The 17,321-nt window shown below is 37.1% G+C and carries 17 protein-coding genes; 16 read left to right on the forward strand and 1 reads right to left on the reverse strand.

All coding sequences use genetic code 11. The features are described 5' to 3' along the window. Positions 1–246: 246 nt before the first annotated feature. The 15 genes from FFM71_RS08550 (at position 247) to FFM71_RS08615 (ending at position 14,698) form a co-directional block, all read left to right on the forward strand. Complete coding sequence (locus FFM71_RS08550) at positions 247–909, forward strand: sugar transferase (protein ID WP_171000516.1); 663 nt, start codon at positions 247–249, stop codon at positions 907–909. Next, entirely contained in the window at positions 906–1,700 is a 795-nt protein-coding gene (locus tag FFM71_RS08555) for a DUF4422 domain-containing protein (protein WP_223876506.1), read from the forward strand. Before FFM71_RS08550 ends, FFM71_RS08555 begins: the two co-directional genes overlap by 4 nt. Before the next feature lie 14 nt (positions 1,701–1,714). After that, entirely contained in the window at positions 1,715–2,779 is a 1,065-nt protein-coding gene (locus FFM71_RS08560; protein WP_137611757.1) for a glycosyltransferase, read from the forward strand. A gap of 12 nt (positions 2,780–2,791) precedes the next feature. Beyond that, positions 2,792–3,658, forward strand: a complete 867-nt coding sequence (locus tag FFM71_RS08565; RefSeq protein ID WP_223876507.1) for a glycosyltransferase family 2 protein — start codon at positions 2,792–2,794, stop codon at positions 3,656–3,658. Next, positions 3,652–4,797: a hypothetical protein gene (locus FFM71_RS08570; protein ID WP_137611759.1), complete on the forward strand. Its 1,146-nt coding sequence runs from the start codon at positions 3,652–3,654 to the stop codon at positions 4,795–4,797. Before FFM71_RS08565 ends, FFM71_RS08570 begins: the two co-directional genes overlap by 7 nt. Continuing rightward, complete coding sequence (gene glf, locus FFM71_RS08575; protein ID WP_137611760.1) at positions 4,797–5,912, forward strand: UDP-galactopyranose mutase; 1,116 nt, start codon at positions 4,797–4,799, stop codon at positions 5,910–5,912. Before FFM71_RS08570 ends, glf begins: the two co-directional genes overlap by 1 nt. Positions 5,913–5,917: 5 nt before the next feature. Then, a complete protein-coding gene (locus FFM71_RS08580; protein ID WP_137611761.1) occupies positions 5,918–7,345 on the forward strand; it encodes an oligosaccharide flippase family protein in 1,428 nt (475 codons plus the stop codon). Further along, positions 7,329–8,285: an LCP family protein gene (locus FFM71_RS08585; RefSeq protein ID WP_223876508.1), complete on the forward strand. Its 957-nt coding sequence runs from the start codon at positions 7,329–7,331 to the stop codon at positions 8,283–8,285. Before FFM71_RS08580 ends, FFM71_RS08585 begins: the two co-directional genes overlap by 17 nt. Before the next feature lie 856 nt (positions 8,286–9,141). Continuing rightward, on the forward strand, positions 9,142–9,825 hold the full coding sequence (locus FFM71_RS08590) for a diguanylate cyclase domain-containing protein (protein WP_223876509.1): 684 nt from the start codon (positions 9,142–9,144) through the stop codon (positions 9,823–9,825). A gap of 11 nt (positions 9,826–9,836) precedes the next feature. Next, the gene (locus FFM71_RS13430; protein WP_171000517.1) at positions 9,837–9,989 is read left to right on the forward strand and encodes a hypothetical protein; all 153 of its coding nucleotides are present in this window, start codon (positions 9,837–9,839) and stop codon (positions 9,987–9,989) included. Next, positions 9,982–11,280 (forward strand): glycosyltransferase family 2 protein, encoded by a 1,299-nt coding sequence (locus FFM71_RS08595; RefSeq protein ID WP_137611763.1) that lies wholly within the window; start codon positions 9,982–9,984, stop codon positions 11,278–11,280. The genes FFM71_RS13430 and FFM71_RS08595 overlap by 8 nt, the downstream gene beginning before the upstream one ends. Positions 11,281–11,295: 15 nt before the next feature. Then, complete coding sequence (locus tag FFM71_RS08600) at positions 11,296–12,459, forward strand: family 8 glycosyl hydrolase (RefSeq protein ID WP_137611764.1); 1,164 nt, start codon at positions 11,296–11,298, stop codon at positions 12,457–12,459. A gap of 254 nt (positions 12,460–12,713) precedes the next feature. Beyond that, positions 12,714–14,015 carry a Y-family DNA polymerase gene (locus FFM71_RS08605; RefSeq protein ID WP_137611765.1) on the forward strand — a complete coding sequence of 434 codons (1,302 nt, stop codon included), beginning with the start codon at positions 12,714–12,716 and terminating at the stop codon, positions 14,013–14,015. Next, positions 14,008–14,328 (forward strand): acetyl-CoA carboxylase, encoded by a 321-nt coding sequence (locus FFM71_RS08610; RefSeq protein WP_137611766.1) that lies wholly within the window; start codon positions 14,008–14,010, stop codon positions 14,326–14,328. Before FFM71_RS08605 ends, FFM71_RS08610 begins: the two co-directional genes overlap by 8 nt. Further along, positions 14,321–14,698: a hypothetical protein gene (locus tag FFM71_RS08615; protein ID WP_137611767.1), complete on the forward strand. Its 378-nt coding sequence runs from the start codon at positions 14,321–14,323 to the stop codon at positions 14,696–14,698. Before FFM71_RS08610 ends, FFM71_RS08615 begins: the two co-directional genes overlap by 8 nt. A gap of 54 nt (positions 14,699–14,752) precedes the next feature. Here FFM71_RS08615 and FFM71_RS08620 read toward each other — a convergent pair whose 3' ends face one another. Beyond that, positions 14,753–15,112, reverse strand: coding sequence for an ArsR/SmtB family transcription factor (locus FFM71_RS08620; RefSeq protein ID WP_137611768.1), 360 nt, complete (start codon positions 15,110–15,112; stop codon positions 14,753–14,755). Between the two features lie 131 nt (positions 15,113–15,243). Between FFM71_RS08620 and FFM71_RS08625 the strand changes: the two genes are divergently transcribed. Next, complete coding sequence (locus tag FFM71_RS08625; protein ID WP_137611769.1) at positions 15,244–17,163, forward strand: heavy metal translocating P-type ATPase; 1,920 nt, start codon at positions 15,244–15,246, stop codon at positions 17,161–17,163. Positions 17,164–17,321: the final 158 nt, after the last annotated feature.

Genomic DNA, 17,321 nt, shown 5'->3' on the forward strand with positions numbered 1-17,321 from the left:
AAATTGAATTATTTCCAACTAGAAATAAATTAGTCGGAAGAACGGAGTGTATTAACCGGCTGTGGGTGTGGCGTTATGGCTTTAGCCATTACACCACCGGGCGAGTTTGGAGCCTTACCGGTTCGGGGTTCGGCTTCAAACCGAGGTTCGAGACCGTACCTCAGGCTCGGACCGGTCCGCATAGCAGGTTAATACACTCCATTCTGGAGACGGCAAACTTAATATTACTTTTTCAGGAGAAAAGCTATGGAATATTTTAATGATGATGAAAAAAAGATAGTTATTCATAAACCATCTTTTATTTATCCAATCATGAAAAGAATTTTTGATATTGTTATGTCGCTGTTTGCGCTTTTGTTCTTGAGCCCCATCTTTCTATTCGTCTTGGTGATGAATATTATCTGTAAGTCAAACCGTGGACCACTGTTTTATCGCCACATTCGCGTTGGTTTAAAAGGAGAAAAATTTGGAATGTACAAGTTTCGTTCCATGATTGTCAGAGCTGAAGAAAGATTGCAGCAAGATAAGAAACTGTATGCCAAATATGTAGCTAATAACTATAAATTAAAACCCGAAGATGATCCTCGAGTGACTAGAGTTGGTCGTTTCTTGCGAAAATCTTCGATTGATGAGATTCCTCAATTTATAAATATTTTAAAAGGTGAAATGAGTTTGGTCGGGCCCCGTCCAGTAATCGAAGCAGAACTAAAAGAGTATGATCACGAAAAACTCTTGTCAGTTAAGCCGGGAGCTATGGGATTATGGCAAGCGTCTGGCCGAAGTCATATTGGATATCCTGAACGTGCTCGAATTGAAATGCGTTACATCGATCAGGCCTGTATGTTATTCGATATTAAAATAATTATCGGAAATTTTGTCAGTGTCTTCAAAGGAAAGGGAGCTTATTGAGAAAGTTAAAAATTTTGGTTGCAACTCATAAAAAAGCACCAATGCCAATAAATAAAACTTTATATTTGCCAATTTTGGTTAATGCCAAACGTAATTATCAAGCAGATATTGACTACCAAAGAGACGATATAGCAGAAAATATTTCACATAAGAATGCTAATTACAACGAATTGACAGCCATCTATTGGGCTTGGAAAAATTTAACTGAAGTTGATGCTGTGGGCTTGGTTCATTATCGACGTTTCTTTTTCAAATCTGGCCGAAGTAACGATTTGAAAAATCTGATTGATCAAGCAGATATAGAACAATTGTTGACTGATCACGATGTCATTTTACCTAAAAAAAGAAATTACTACATCGAGACTAATTATTCTCACTACATTCATGCTCATCACGAAGAGCCTTTGATTGAGACTAGAAATATTTTAGTGGAAACGTATCCCCAATATCTTGAATCATTTGATGCAGTTATGGATCGAAATAAGGCGCATATGTTCAATATGTTTGTTATGAAAAAAGAACAGTTTAATGCCTATGCGACATGGTTATTCGACGTTTTAGGTCAATTGGAAACGCGGATTAATATTTCTGATTATTCCGTTCAAGAGGCACGAGTTTTTGGATTTGTGGCAGAACTTATGATGGACGTCTGGATTGAAACTAATCAAATTAACTATGTTGAAGCGAAGTGGTCAATGACGGGGAAGAAACAGACTTTCAAGAAAGCCTACAATTTCTTACTTCGAAAATTCGTGAAAAATAACGTTGATATTAGCCAGACACACTTTTAGGCGAGGGTAATAATATGAAAAAAATTTGTTTATTTATTCCCTATATGACTGGATTTGGAGGCACGGAGACAGTTATTACCAATTTATTTACCGAATACAATCGAAGCCAGTCAGATGCTACGTTGAGTTTGGTTAATATCGGAGGCTTCGAGAATGGTACGTGGTTAGAAGAGGTCAAAGATAAAAAAATTATCTGGCTTAGTAAAAATAAGTGGTTGCGAAAAATTCAATATGCTTTATTTTTACCGCTAATTTTGTATCGCCAAATCAAGTCAAAAGAAGTAGATATTGTGATCTCTACTAACCCAGTTATGTGGTTCTTGCTCTTTTGGATAAAGAAAATCACCCACCAGAACTATCAAGTTATGAGTTGGTATCATTATTCACTCAGTTCCAAGAACGTAGCTCAGCCACTGTTAAAGAGTGCTGATGGCTATCTGGCAATTAGTACCGGCATTGCCAAGCAAATTGTTGCTTCAGGTATTTCTGAAGATAAAGTCAAAACGGTCTTTAATCCTATTTTGAAAAAATCGACGAGTATTCCACGAACACAAGCTAATGAAAAATGTCGATTTATCTATGTCGGTCGAGTGATGCTTGATGGTCAAAAAAATCTTCGTGCTACTTTTGAAGCCTTAAGTAAAGTACACGGAGATTGGCAGCTAGACGTTATCGGCAATGGTTACAGCCTTGAAATGCAAACCTTTTTAACTGAATTAGGTATTAAGTCGAATGTTAAATTCAGTGGATTTAAGGAAGATGTTTGGAGCAATTTAAGGGCTGTAGATGGACTGGTATTGTCTTCGAAATACGAAGGATTTCCTATGGTACTGAACGAATCAATATCCGTTGGTATTCCGGTGCTTGCTTTTGATTGTCCAACTGGTCCAGCGGATATTGTTAACAGTCAAAACGGAATATTGGTTCCAACCGATAATCAAGCTGCCTTTGTAGCTGAATTGCAAAAATTCATCGACCGTCGTTATGACTTTACGAAATTAAACAAAATAAAAAACTCAATTGAAAAATTTTACAGTGAGAATTATTTTCTTACTTTTATGAAATCATTAGATAACTAGGAGGAAATGCCTTTGAAAATTGATGCTGTAGTAGTCACGTTTAATCGACTTGAGAAGTTGAAAGAATGTTTAGATACTCTGATCACTTTTGATTTAAACAATATTTTTGTGATCGATAATGCTAGTACTGATGGAACTAAGGAATATTTGAAGAAGGTTTCTCAGATTCAATCGATTACGTTAGAAGAAAATATCGGTGGTGCAGGTGGCTTTAACATTGGTATGAAACAATTCATTGAAAATAGTGACAGTGAATATCTCTGGATCATGGATGATGACACAATTCCTGAACCTGGGGCTCTTGAATTATTAAGTAAGTCCTTTGTTGATAACAGTAAAATCGGCTTTGCAATCGGGCAGGTTTATTGGACTGATGGAACGTTGGCAAAAATGAATTTGCCAGTCTTAGCAAGAAATCAACCAGTTGATTCAAGGATTCGTTGCATTGAAGAGGCCTCGTTTGTAGCGGTGATGTTCTCGCGTCAGGCCATTGAAAAGTCAGGCTATCCAATCAGTGAATTTTTCATCTGGGGCGATGATGTCGAGTATACCAATCGAATAGTTAAGCAAGGCTTCCTCGGCGTACAAGTTATGGAAGCTCGAATCTTACACAAAATGGGCGAGAATGTTGGAATCAATATTTTAGATGAAAATTCTAATCAAAGTCGAGTTAAACGTTATTTTTACAATTATCGGAATCGTCTGTACTTGAACCGTAAAAAGGGTGTTGTTGCAGTTTTGAGAGCATTATGTGGACGAGTAATCTGGGGATTTCGTATCATGTTTTCCAAAAATGAGTTTAAGCGATTGAAACTAAGTATTTTATGTAAAGGAACCTTAGCTGGCTTAACGTTCAATCCCAAAATTGAAAAATGTTAACACAAAAACAATTACAAAAACTTGATGGTTGGATATTTATTTTCGGTTATGTACTAGTTTTGGTCGCTGGAATTTTTAATTCATCGGCTTTTAATGAGTTATTACCAACGGATGCCATTAACAAAATAGTGGTTGCGCTTGCTTTGGGATTATTCTTTTTAAAAATCTTTTTGAATGAATATCGCGTCAAGGAGTTGGGGGTCTACGTTGGAATACTAGTCATTTTGATCTTGTCATGGCGGCAATCGCAGAGTACTTCACTAGTTTCGATGTTTGTTTTCATGATTTCTAGTCGCAATGTCGATAGTCGTTTGATCAATAAAATTTACTTATTCATCTCAATTGGATTGATGATTGTGATTATTCTATCGGCTCTCAAAGGATTGATTCCAAATTACGTCTATTTTCGTGATGGATTGTCACGAGCATCACTTGGAATTATTTATCCAACTGACTTTGCGGCTCACGTATTTTATATACTTGCGAGTTTGGCTTATCTTCGTCGAGAAAAATTTAATTGGAAAGATTTTTTGTTCATTGTTGGAATTAGTTACTGGGTCTATCTTCAGACCAATGCCCGCCTGAACTTTGTCTGCAGTCTGTTGTTGGCAATTGGGATGAATCTGGTTAAGTTTGATAGGAAAAATCATCTACAAAAAATTACGTGGTTGGCTCCAGTTATTGGTGCTACATTGATGATTTTTCTGACATATATATACAATCCTAGTAGCAGATTCCTAGATCTTTTGAATCATCTATTGTCAGGGCGCTTTTCAATTGTTAACGAGGTCATACATGAATATGGTATTCATGCATTTGGTGGCAATATTCTTCAAAACGGCTTAGGTGGACCAACGGGATTGAATTTTAACGCCATGTACAGCAAGTACGTTTTCATCGATTCTTCGTATTTACGTCTATTGCTGATGTACGGCGTGGTCAGCTTAATTGTCACCGTTACGATTATTTCGATGATGGTAAAAAAGACAACAGATCGATACTTGCTGGTGATTCTCCTGGTCATTTTTATTTCCGGGGCAATTGAGAATCATATGCTCGAATTAGCTTATAATCCGTTTTTCTTAATCCTATTCATAGAATGTTTTAAACAAAAGAATTTAATAAAAGGAAGTGTGTAATGAATTATTTAGTAGTTGGCTCAGGACTTTTTGGAGCAGTTTTTGCTCATGAGGCTGCCCAAAAGGGCCATTCAGTTAAGGTTATTGAAAAGAAATCTCATATTGGTGGGAATATTTATACCAAAGAGGTTGAGGGGATTCAAGTTCATCAATATGGAGCCCATATTTTCCATACAAATATGAAAAATATTTGGGACTATGTGAATCAATTTGCGGACTTTAACAATTATATTAATAGTCCCATCGCAAATTATAATGGTGAAATTTATAATTTGCCGTTCAATATGAACACCTTTAATAAGCTGTGGGGCGTTCTGACTCCTGCAGAGGCTCAAGCAAAAATTGCTGAACAGAAACAAATGTTTGATCTGGATGGTGAACCAAAGAACTTGGAAGAACAAGCAATTTCTTTAATTGGACCAGACGTTTATCAAAAGTTGGTCAAAGGTTATACCGAAAAACAGTGGGGACAGTCAGCAAAGGATTTGCCAGCGTTCATCATTCGTCGTTTACCGGTGCGCTTTACATATGATAACAACTATTTTAACGACCCATATCAGGGAATTCCCATCGGTGGATATACACAGATTATTGAAAAGTTATTGGACCATGACTTGATTGAAGTAGAAACTGGGGTCGATTTTTTCAATCATCAAGAAGAGTATTTACAATCTGATGCAAAAATCATTTTTACGGGTATGATTGACCAATTCTTCAATTATCAATTAGGAGAATTAGAATATCGAAGTCTCCGCTTTGAAACTGAAGTTTTGGATCAAGAAAACTATCAAGGTAATGCGGTAGTCAACTATACCGATTCTAAAACGCCTTTTACAAGAATTATTGAGCATAAGCATTTTGAATTTGGAAAAGACAATCAGAATAAGACTGTAATTACCCGGGAATATCCTAAAGATTGGCATCGTGGTGATGATCCTTATTATCCGGTCAACAACCAACGTAACAAGGAATTGTATGCGGAATATGTACAATTGGCACAGTCTAATTATCCGCAAGTATTATTCGGTGGCCGTTTGGGACAATATCGTTATTACAATATGGACCAAACTATCGCTGCTGCCTTACAAGCCGTTAAGAATGAATTTGGAGAATAGATTAGATGCGTGTTGTTAAAAACTATCTTTACAATGCTTTTTATCAAGTGTTTATTCTGATAGTTCCATTAATAACGACTCCATATTTGGCTCGAGTACTGGGTCCTAAAGGTGTGGGTATCAACGCCTATACCAATTCAATTGTTCAATATTTCATCCTATTTGGAAGTATCGGTGTTAGCTTATATGGAAATCGTCAGATAGCTTTTGTCAGGGATGATCAAGCTAAATTAACTAAAACTTTCTACGAGATTTTCTTACTGCGTTTAGGAATGATTTTGATAGCTGGGTTGGTCTTTGGCGTATTTATCTTATGGACTCCAGAATATAAATTATTTTATTTGATGCAGGCGGTATCCCTGTTGGCAGCAGCCTTTGATATTTCTTGGTTTTTCATTGGAGTTGAAAATTTTGCAGTGACAGTTTTGCGGAGTTTAGTTATTAGAATTTTGACATTGATAAGTATTTTTATGTTTGTCAAAACAGCAAATGACTTAGCAACTTATATTCTGATTTTGTCACTATCGCTGTTATTCGGAAACTTACTTTTATTTCCAAGTTTGTCCAAGTATTTGGGGAAAATATCATTCAAGACTTTGCGATTAGGAAGGCATTTCTGGCCGGCAATGGTGCTATTTATTCCTCAAATTGCAACGCAGATTTATTTGGTTCTGAATAAAACAATGTTAGGATCAATGATTTCTATACAGTCAGCAGGATATTTTGATCAGTCAGATAAGATGATCAAGGTAGTTTTGGCAATTGTAACAGCGACTGGAACGGTGATGTTGCCACATGTAGCACATGCTTTTGCTAAAGGTGACCATGAGAAAACTCGTGAATGTTTGTATCAGAGTTTTTCTTTTGTAACGGCGTTATCAGTGCCAATGACGTTTGGTCTGGCAGCCGTTACGTCGAAGTTTGTTCCGTTGTTTTTTACTCAACAATTTATCAGTGTAGCGCCAATTATGATGATTGAATCAGTAGTCATTTTATTGATTGCTTGGAGTAATGCTTTGGGATTGCAATATTTGTTACCAACAAAGCAAAATAGAGCTTTTAGTATCTCAGTAATTATTGGCGCTGTGGTCAATCTAATTGTCAATATTCCATTAATTATGCTTTACGGAGCAATTGGAGCTGCTATTGCTACGGTTATATCGGAAGTAGCGGTGACTGGCTATCAGATGTGGAGTGTTCGCAAACAAATTAGTTATCGCCAGTTATTCTCTGATATTCACAAGTATTTGTTGGCCGGAATATTAATGTTCGGAGTAATTTTTAAATTAGATAGTGTACTTGCATCAAGCTGTTTTGCCCTGATAGGAGAAATCTTTATCGGAGTAGTAGTTTATTTAATATTAATAGTGATTTTTAAAGTTGAATTAGTGAATAAGTTGAGGAAAAGATTGAAACATGCAGAAGAAGACTAAAAAACACGTTTTAGGATATACCTTGATTATTTTTATTTTATTTCTAATCTTTGGTAGTACAGCCTACGGAATGAGTCGATATCGTGGTGTAAAGAAGGCAATTGACAGCACTTATCATGATTCCGGTGTGAAAAAGCAACGTAACGGTGCAGATCAATTGAAAAATAAACGCCCAATTTCAATTCTCTTAATGGGAACTGATACCGGTGCCTTAGGTCGAAATGATCGTGGCCGTACTGATAGTATGATGGTTATAACGTTACAACCAAATAAGCATAAGACGACAATTACTAGTGTCCCGCGTGATACTGCGGTTAATATTCCAGGTTATGGGCGTCCGTCAAAAATCAATGCTGCCTATTCAATGGGGCAGGCAAAAATGGCTATCACTGCTGTACAAAAGCTTTTGAATATCCCGATTGATTTTTATATTTTGATAAATATGGGTGGTATGGAGAAGGTTATTGACGAAGTTGGTGGTGTCGAAGTAACACCAACTTTGGATTTTGAATATGAAGGCTATAGTTTTAATAAGGATCAGAAAACGCTCGTGGACGGGAAAAAAGCTTTGGCCTATACCCGAATGCGTCACGATGATCCAGATGTTGACTATGGGCGCCAAGCTAGGCAACGTGCTGTTTTGACTGCTTTAGTATTGAAGAGTACTTCGATTGCAACCTTGTTAAATCAAGATTTCGTTGATTCATTGTCAGGCCAGACACAAACAGATATGACTTTCGAAGATTTTAAAAATATTACTCAGAAATATCATTTAGCCCGTAAAGAGATTAATCAAACTCACTTACAAGGCGAAAGTACTGAGATTGATAATCAGAGTATGGAAGTCGTTGATCAATCTGAATTACAGCGAGTAACCGATCTTATTCGGGACAACTTAGGGTTGGATCCAGCACCTACTGGAACTATTGAATATCGTTAAAGAATAGGTCAGAGAATCAATTTAAATAAATTAGTAACTTAAAGGTTGAAAGTTTAGGTAAGTATGCCGTATGCCGTTTCCAGAGCTGAGAGTATTCAATTGCTGTGCGGAACGGCCCGAGCCAAAATACGGTCTCGGACCTCGGTTGAAGCCTCGCAAAACCCGCGAGTTTTCAACGCGCCCGGTGGTGTAATTGAATACTCTCAGCTCTTCCAACTAGTTTATTTTTTTAACGACAGTAATAATAAAACGGCAAACGAATACTTATGATTATTTAAATAAGTAAGCTCTAGACATGTAACGAGAACGGTTATATTAATTGTTCACTTTTCAACCTTTAGCTATTGGAATAATTGGTGTTAAGAAAAAAGAAGTCATTTTTCACTTGAAAATTTTGTGTGAAAAAATAACTTCTTTTTTTATGGTTTCTAATTAAACAATACAAGAACAATATAAGACAGGAAATCTTTTGCTTTTATAACGAAACTTGAGGAAGAGGGATAAGAAACATGCCACTTTTATTCTTACTAAGGTCTAAAAGAACTTAGTAGTATTTGAAAATCACAAAAAATAAAAAAATTTTTGAAAAGAATTACAAAAAAGTTCGCACATATAAGTGAATTATAAGTAAAATAATGGTGCAAGCTTATCTTAAATGGATTGAGGAAGACAAAAGAAAGAGAAATCTGTTGATAATATAATTTTTATCGGTATGGTTTTAATCTTAATTTATCAATATACTTTGCTATATTTGAGTGTAATTGATGGGTCTTGGATAAATTTTCTGATCGTATCGGCAGTATTCATTCTAGGTTTAATGCTAGGTCGTACTACTTACATAATTTTGGGAAGTGTTTTGTCATTTGTTAGTATGTGTGCTGGGGCATTTATGTTAGTTCTGCCTTATACGCGGCTGATGTATTTTTGGCCAGCAATCGCCTTGTTGACAATCACACCAATGACGACCTATTGGATGTATCTGCTATACCATCAGATTTTAAGACGGAAGGCTTTGTCACAAGAGCTAGAGCAGTTGCAAAAAAACAAGCCTGATTTGGAAGTTCTTACGGGAGCATTAAATGAACGTGCATTGAATATTGCGGTAGCTCGAGAATTGAAACTGGTTTTTTACCATGAAGAAGATTATCGCTTTACTTTGACAATGGTCAAAATTGATTTTCTGGAAAGCATTATTAATTTCTTAGGAAAACAGCGTTTCAACAGTTTGTTGCGGACAACGTCAGAACACTTGATAGGAATGCTGTTTACAACCGATACGCTTTATTATATTGGGACAGGTCGATTCGTAATTCTATCACCAATGTTGGGGACAGATAACGCCCCAATCATGAAACAAAAAATTAAAGACCATATCAACGATATAGCCGAAGAGTTCGGATTAGCTCGTAATGCCTTGGTTTTACGTATGGGCCAAATTACGTACTCGTCACAAGACAGGGTTAAGAATCGTAACGTTGAAGATACGCTAGAACAACTTGAACGTAGCGCTGAGACTGATATTGTAAAAGAATACTTATAGGAAGTGATCAAATGGCATTAGGAAGTTTTGCATGGCTATTTCCAGTTAGTTTGATCGTTACAATTGTTTTTGGAATCGTTGTTGTAGTGTTATCAATTTGCTGGTGGGTAATTTTTAAGAAAACTATCCGTTGCTTTAATACGGAGGACAAGCGTCATGATTGACTGGTTATATGTGATTGCGATTATCACAATCTGGCTCTCTACCGTTATGACTATCGTGACTCTTAGTGGTGGTATTATCTTTATTTTTAAACATATGCGTCATACTGACATTGACAATCTATCACCTTTGAAACGCTATCCGAAAGTAACACTTGTGGTTCCAGCTCACAATGAGGAACTAGTTATTCAAGATACGGTCAAAGCAATTTTAAATTTGAACTATCCTAAGGATCGGGTGGAATTATTAGTTTATGCTGATAATTGTAATGATAAGACAGCGGATCGAGTTCGAGAATTGATGATGATGCCAGTGTATATCAATAATAATTTCCGAGTAATCGAACGGACTGGTACTGGTGGTAAGGCCGGGGTTCTAAATGATGCACTGAAAATTTCTACTGGCGAATATTTAGGTGTTTATGATGCTGATGCAGCACCGGAAAAGAATGCACTATATTTCTTAGTTGAAAAGATTTTAGAGGATCCCGAGCGTTATGCTGCTGCTTTTGGCCGGAATAAAACTCGGAATTATCAACAAAATTTTTTATCACGTTGTATTAATTTGGAAATAGTTAATACGCAGAGAATTCAACATACTGGCTTGTGGCAGTTATTTAAAATTGGTCGAATACCAGGAACTAACTTTATTATTAATAAAAAAATCGTCCAGTCGATTGGTGGTTGGAACAACGGGGCTTTAACTGAAGACACGGCCATTTCATTTAGTCTTATGCGTGAGGGAAAGTTGATTGCATTAGCACACAGAGCTGAGGCTTTTCAACAAGAACCTGAAACACTGTTTGCCTATTATAACCAGCGGAAGCGTTGGGCTCGTGGCAACTATGAGGTTATTTTAGATAATATGAAACACCTATTTGACAAAACGCCTTGGCGAATTAAATTAGAAGTCGGTTATTACCTCTGTACATTTTTCTGGTTTAATGCAGCAATCATTATTTCCAACGTGATTTTTTTGATTAATATAGGACTCGGTGGCGCACGGGTGATTTTTCCACAATTACATCAATTGGTATCCTTAGGTGCACCATTGTCGATATTGTTTATGGTTAATTGGCTACTGATGTTTTTCTTATATTTATTGCAAATGAATATTGCATTGGCTAGCGATTATGGACAAGCGACGGTAACCAACTTTTTTTACACACTGATTTCGTACTTTACGTATGCACAACTCTTTGTAGTCGTCTCAATCGTTGCTATTTATGACATGTTACGGGATAAACTTACGGGACAAAAACATACAAAGTGGTATAAGACTCAACGATTTTGATTGGAGACTGGTAAAATGAGGCATCACAAGTATCAATGGTTAATTAGTGGACTAATAATCTTGGTGGCATTTGCGATTGGTATAGCAGTTTATAATACCTACTCGCCAAGAAGTACCTCCAATGTCAGTACAACGGTCGTGAAGGAACACTATCAGACTTGGACAAAAGCTTATCTACGTGGCAACAAGCAGCAAAAATTTGTCAAAACTAATAAGGGTACTAAGGATCAGACGCTTTCCGAAGCTCAGGGTTATGGGATGTTAATTACTGTCATGGCTGCACAACAAGGCTTTGGCAGTCAGAAAACATTTAATCAGTTAACTCGTTATTATATGAGACATGAAATTAGCTCTCAGAATCCATTGATGGCTTGGCGTCAAAATCATAAAGGCATTGCTATGGTCAGTACTAAGGCGGAAAAGACCAGTGCAACAGATGGTGATTTGGATATTGCATATGCCTTGATTTTGGCGGATGAACGTTGGGGTAGTAAGGGTGAATTGAAGTATAACCAACTTGCTAAAAGATTACTAAGTGCAATTAAATCTAAAGAAATCAATTCGACAACTAAATTGCCTAAAGTTGGCGACTGGGCTACTGGTCCTAAGTCGGCTACAGTGGTTCGGACTTCAGATTTAATGACCGCCTATTTTCGCAAATTTGCCAGCTATACCAATGATGGCAGTTGGACAAAAGTTGCCCAAAATAGTCAAATATTGCTGAAGAAATTGAGCAATCAGCAGGGAACTGGTTTGATGGCTGATTTTGTAACTGTTAGAAGTTCACAGCTAAAGACCGGTACTATCGGTTCTAAGGAGGTTGCCTCTGAACACGACAATCAGTATGGTTTTAATGCCTGTCGAATTCCTTGGCGAGTAGCTTATGATTATCAGCTTTATCACAGTCAAACTAGTAAACAGATTGTAAGGAAGATGTGTAGATTCTTTGCTGATCAAAAACAAATCACGGCTATTTATACGTTAAGTGGAAAACCTGTTGAAAGTTATTCTAATGCAGCTTTTACTACACCAATAGTATATGCAGCTCAGGTAGTTGGAAATCCAGAACTAAAAAGTCGTTATATCCAAGTATTGACTGGTAAGATGTCGAAAACGGAATATTATCCCGCCACGATACAGATGGCAACACTTTTGGCTAGTAGTAATATTGGAAAATAATTAAATGTTTTTCAACTTTGCCGACTAGTTGTGGTTAATATCAAGAAGGTGCTAATTATAACTATGACTTAAATAGTGTATGAAAATAGAAGTGTAATCCCTTTTTGGGGGTTACACTTCTATTTTTTGAGCTTTATGTTTAAAAGTAGTAACAATTTTCTTTTAACCATATTTGATATCTTGGAAATAGTTATTGACAAATTAGAACATATGTTCGTATAATGGATTTGTAAACAAGTTGGAGGTATGAAGCGATGGATTACAGCAAAGAACCACATGGTGTTTTCTTTTTGATTGATAATAAATCGTTTTATGCCAGTGTTGAGGCAACGATGCGGGGTCTCAATCCTTTGAAAGAATTATTGGTCGTGATGAGTGAAGCTGATAATACTAATGGTGGCTTGGTACTGGCAACTTCACCGATGGCCAAGAAAATCTTTCATCTTCAAGCTAATGTTTCCCGCCAACGTAATCTACCACAAGATCCCCGATTAATTGTTGTACCACCCCGGATGAATCTTTATATCAAACGTAATTTACAAATCAATAATATTTTTCGTGAATTTGCAGCTGAATGTGATGTCTGGCCATATTCAATCGACGAATCCATTATTGATATGACGAAATCATGGCATCTCTTCGGCAATAGTCCGAGAGAAGTTGCTCGCTTGATTCAAAAGACAATTCGTAAACGTTTAGGCTTATATACCACGGTCGGAATCGGAGACAATCCTGTCCAAGCCAAAATTGCCCTAGATATTTATGCTAAACATGATCCAGAATTGATGGGTGAGATTCATTACGAAACCGTTCCTGAAAAAATTTGGACTATCGATAATATGACTGACGTCTGGAGTATTGCTAGTCGAACGGAGAAACGGCTCAATCGTTTGGGCATCCATTCTATGAAAGAATTGGCGTTATCAAACCCTTTTTATTTGAAACAAGAACTAGGTTTAATTGGAGAACAGATATTTGCAATTGCTTGGGGTATTGACCGAACAAAGCTGTCCGATAATATTGCCCCGAAGAACCACAGCATTGGTAATTCACAAGTCTTACCAAGAGACTACTTCCAAAAATCGGAAATCGAAACAGTCATTAAAGAGATGGGACAACAAGTTGCTTCACGTCTGCGCCATCATCATAAGCAAACGGGCTGTTTGTATCTAAGCGTGACATACGCCTATGCAGCCAGAGTTGAAGGTGAACGTGGAGGCTTCAGCGTTGCCAACAATTTGAATCATACTGATAATGATCGAGATATAGATGAAGTTTTAGTTGCTCTGTTTGAGAATTATTGGCAAGGACAACCGGTTCGCAACTTGGCAGTATATACCTCTAAATTGGTCACCAAAGAAGCACAACAATTGAATTTCTTCACACCAGTAAAGCAACAGTGCCAAGCTGAAGATAAACTGGCTATCGTCGATGAGATACGAGCAAAATATGGCTTTGAGTCAATAGTTTATGCCAATAGTCTCTTAAAAGGGGGTACTGCAATCCATCGGGCTACCTTAGTGGGTGGTCACAATGGTGGAAATGCTTATGAATAAAGATTTGAGAATTATTCTTGAGCGTATCAGTCAGAGCTTTACAAGACGTAGAGATACACAATACTATTTGCAAGTGGTCAACGATTGCTATGATTGTACGTATAATTTCTTCATCAACATTCGACCACGTGGCGAAAGACTTCATTCGATACCTTTACACACAGTTGAAGACTATCGGTTGTCATATTTGGAAAAAATTATTGATAGAATTATGGAAAAATATCAGCTTTCAATCACGTATGATGGATTTGTGGGCCAAAAATGGCCTGTGAAACAAGAATTAATACAGAAAAGACGGCATAAAGATGAATAGTAAGTATGAATACGATTCTGAAACTGTCCAATCGTTTTTTGATAATTATTATCACGATCGCGGCAAAATGAAGTGGCAAGGTTTTTATCTATCAGACCACACAGCGGCTTTGAATCGGCAAATGAAACAAATACAGCATCATAATCAATTACGACAAGAACAATCAGATGCAGAGATAACTAAGTTTTTGATGCAATCATTTACATACAATCAAATAATTAAAGTACAACTTAATATTTGCGATACCAATAATCAAATTGAGGCAGATCTAACTGGTGAAGTTAGTGGTTATAATGACGATTTGTTCTATTTGGATAATGGTAAAACATTCCATCTAGGGGATGTTCGCAATGTTGAGATTGTGGCTTAGGGTAGGGAAACCTACCTTTTTTTGTGCACAAAAAAACTGCTAAAAATTAGCAGTTTAAAAGTCGTTTTCATCTTCAATTATATGTTCTTGTGTTTGCTTAAAAATGGTGATGATGTGTTGGTCACTTAGGCGATAATGGATGTTACGTCCTCGTCTTGCGTTAGAAACAAGATTGAGTTGTTTGAGAATACTCAGTTGATGTGAAATTGAAGACTGACTCATATCAAGGGTATCCGCAATTTCACCAACGCTTAAAGGTGTTTTTGCTAAGGCAAGTATTATTTTTACACGAGTCATATCGCCGAAGGCTTTAAAGATGTTGACCATGGCGTCGAGGTCCTCATCATTGGGAAGATTCTGTTTTAAATTATGCAAAGCTTCTTGATGTTCTGCTTCAAAATTTTGTTCTGGCATAAATTGTCCTCTTGTTAAATTCAGTTAGATTAGGTTGAAATTCATTACGACCTATTATATTATAATTAATATATGAATGATTGCTCATATATTCAGATGAGCATGTAAACCCTTTCAAGGAGGATAATTCGATGAAATTATACGATGTCCAAACTGATTACAAATTAAAAAAGAATCGTAAACGTATTAAAAACGAATTAAGTAAAGGAACTAAGTTAACAATTATTCGTTTGTTAATTTCTTTCATTCTACTACTAGTTGGCTCAAGTAGGCTGCTGCCTGCACCAATTAATGCTGGATTTTTTATTCTGGCTTACTTGGTCATTGGTGCTAGAATCGTTTTTACGGCGGTTAAAAATATTTTTCATGGTGAAATTTTCGACGAGAATTTTTTAATGAGTATTGCAACGATTGGGGCAATTATTCTGGGTGAGTACCCTGAGGCTATTGCTGTGATGTTGTTTTACGAATTGGGAAATGTTTTTGAGGATGTGGCCGTTAATCGTTCTAAAAAATCTATTTCAGCGTTACTAGAAGTTAAACCTGATTTTGCAACTTTAAAACTCGCCGATAAAATTCGAGTGGTTAACCCGAGTGACGTTCAAATCGGACAAGTTATTTTGGTTAAACCAGGTGAAAAGATTCCACTTGATGGAACGGTCGTTTTAGGTCAATCATCAGTTGATACATCGGCTCTAACCGGTGAATCAATGCCTCAAAATATAAAAGTTGGTGACCAAGCACTTAGTGGTTCAATTAATCAAAACGGAACGCTTCAAATCAAAGTAAGCAAAGTTTATAGTGACTCGACAGTCGCAAAAATTTTAGATCTAGTTCAAAATGCCAGCAGCAAGAAGACTGACACTGAGAAGTTTATTACCAAGTTTGCTAAAATTTATACACCGATCGTAGTCGGATTAGCGGTGGCTTTGGCAAGCTTACCACCATTAGTCATGCATGGTGCGTGGGATGTCTGGGTTTATCGCTCATTGATTTTCTTAGTGATTTCGTGTCCATGTGCATTGGTCATTTCAGTGCCATTGAGTTTCTTCGGTGGAATAGGAGCAGCTTCAAAGCAGGGTATATTGGTCAAGGGCAGCAATTATCTGGAAGCTCTGAACAATGTTGATACGGTAGCTTTTGACAAAACTGGTACTTTAACCAAAGGAAAATTCTCAGTTATCAAAGTTTCACCTGTATCTGATGTTACTAAGGATAAATTATTGCAAATGGCTGCCAGTGTAGAAAAGAATTCGACCCATCCAATTGCGGCATCAATTTTGAATGCTTACACAGGTAAGATTTTACCAATTGAATTATCTAGTGAACAAGCCGGACATGGGTTGAGTGCTGAAATTAACAATCAGACGATTGTTGTGGGTAATGCTAAAGCTATGCAAGCTAACAATATTGAATTTGTTGAAGCTCAAGCCGTGGGAACCATTGTTTACGTTGCTGTTGGCGGAAAATTCTGGGGTGACATTGTGATTGCTGATGAGCCCAAGAAAGATGCTGCTGAGGCCATTAGATTATTGAATAACCGTGGTATCCATAAGACGGTTATGCTGACTGGTGATAATGAAAAGGTAGGTACGGACATTGCAAATAAATTGGGAATGAGTGGCGTATATACGAATTTATTGCCAGAAAATAAAGTTGCAATCGTCAATGACCTCTTGAAGACATCTCATAGTAATAATAAGAATGTAGCCTTCGTAGGTGACGGTATCAACGATACACCTGTTTTAGCCACTGCTGATGTGGGATTTGCGATGGGTGGATTAGGATCAGATGCCGCGGTCGAAGCAGCTGATATAGTTATCATGGGGGACGAACCGTCCAAAGTGGCGCGTGCAATGAAGATTGCTAAGAAAACTCGTCAAATTGTTACTCAAAATATTTCCTTTGCTTTAACGATTAAGATTCTTTTCTTATTGCTAGGAGCCTTAGGGATGGTCAATATGTGGCAAGCAGTATTCGCTGACGTTGGCGTTACGATTATTGCAGTGTTAAATGCAATTAGATTACAATTTATAAATTTTGATGAATAATAATAAGAAAGGTGGCCGTCTCCAGGGCGGAGAATATTCACCTGCTATGCGGACCGATTCGAGCCTGGGGAGCGGTCTCGAATCTCGAGTTGAAGCCTTACAAGAATCGGTAAGGCTCCAACTCGCCCGATGGTGTAAGAGCTAAAGCTCTTACACCA

This window comes from Companilactobacillus huachuanensis, from assembly GCF_005404815.1.
In the GTDB taxonomy this organism is placed as follows: Bacteria; Bacillota; Bacilli; order Lactobacillales; family Lactobacillaceae; genus Companilactobacillus; species Companilactobacillus huachuanensis.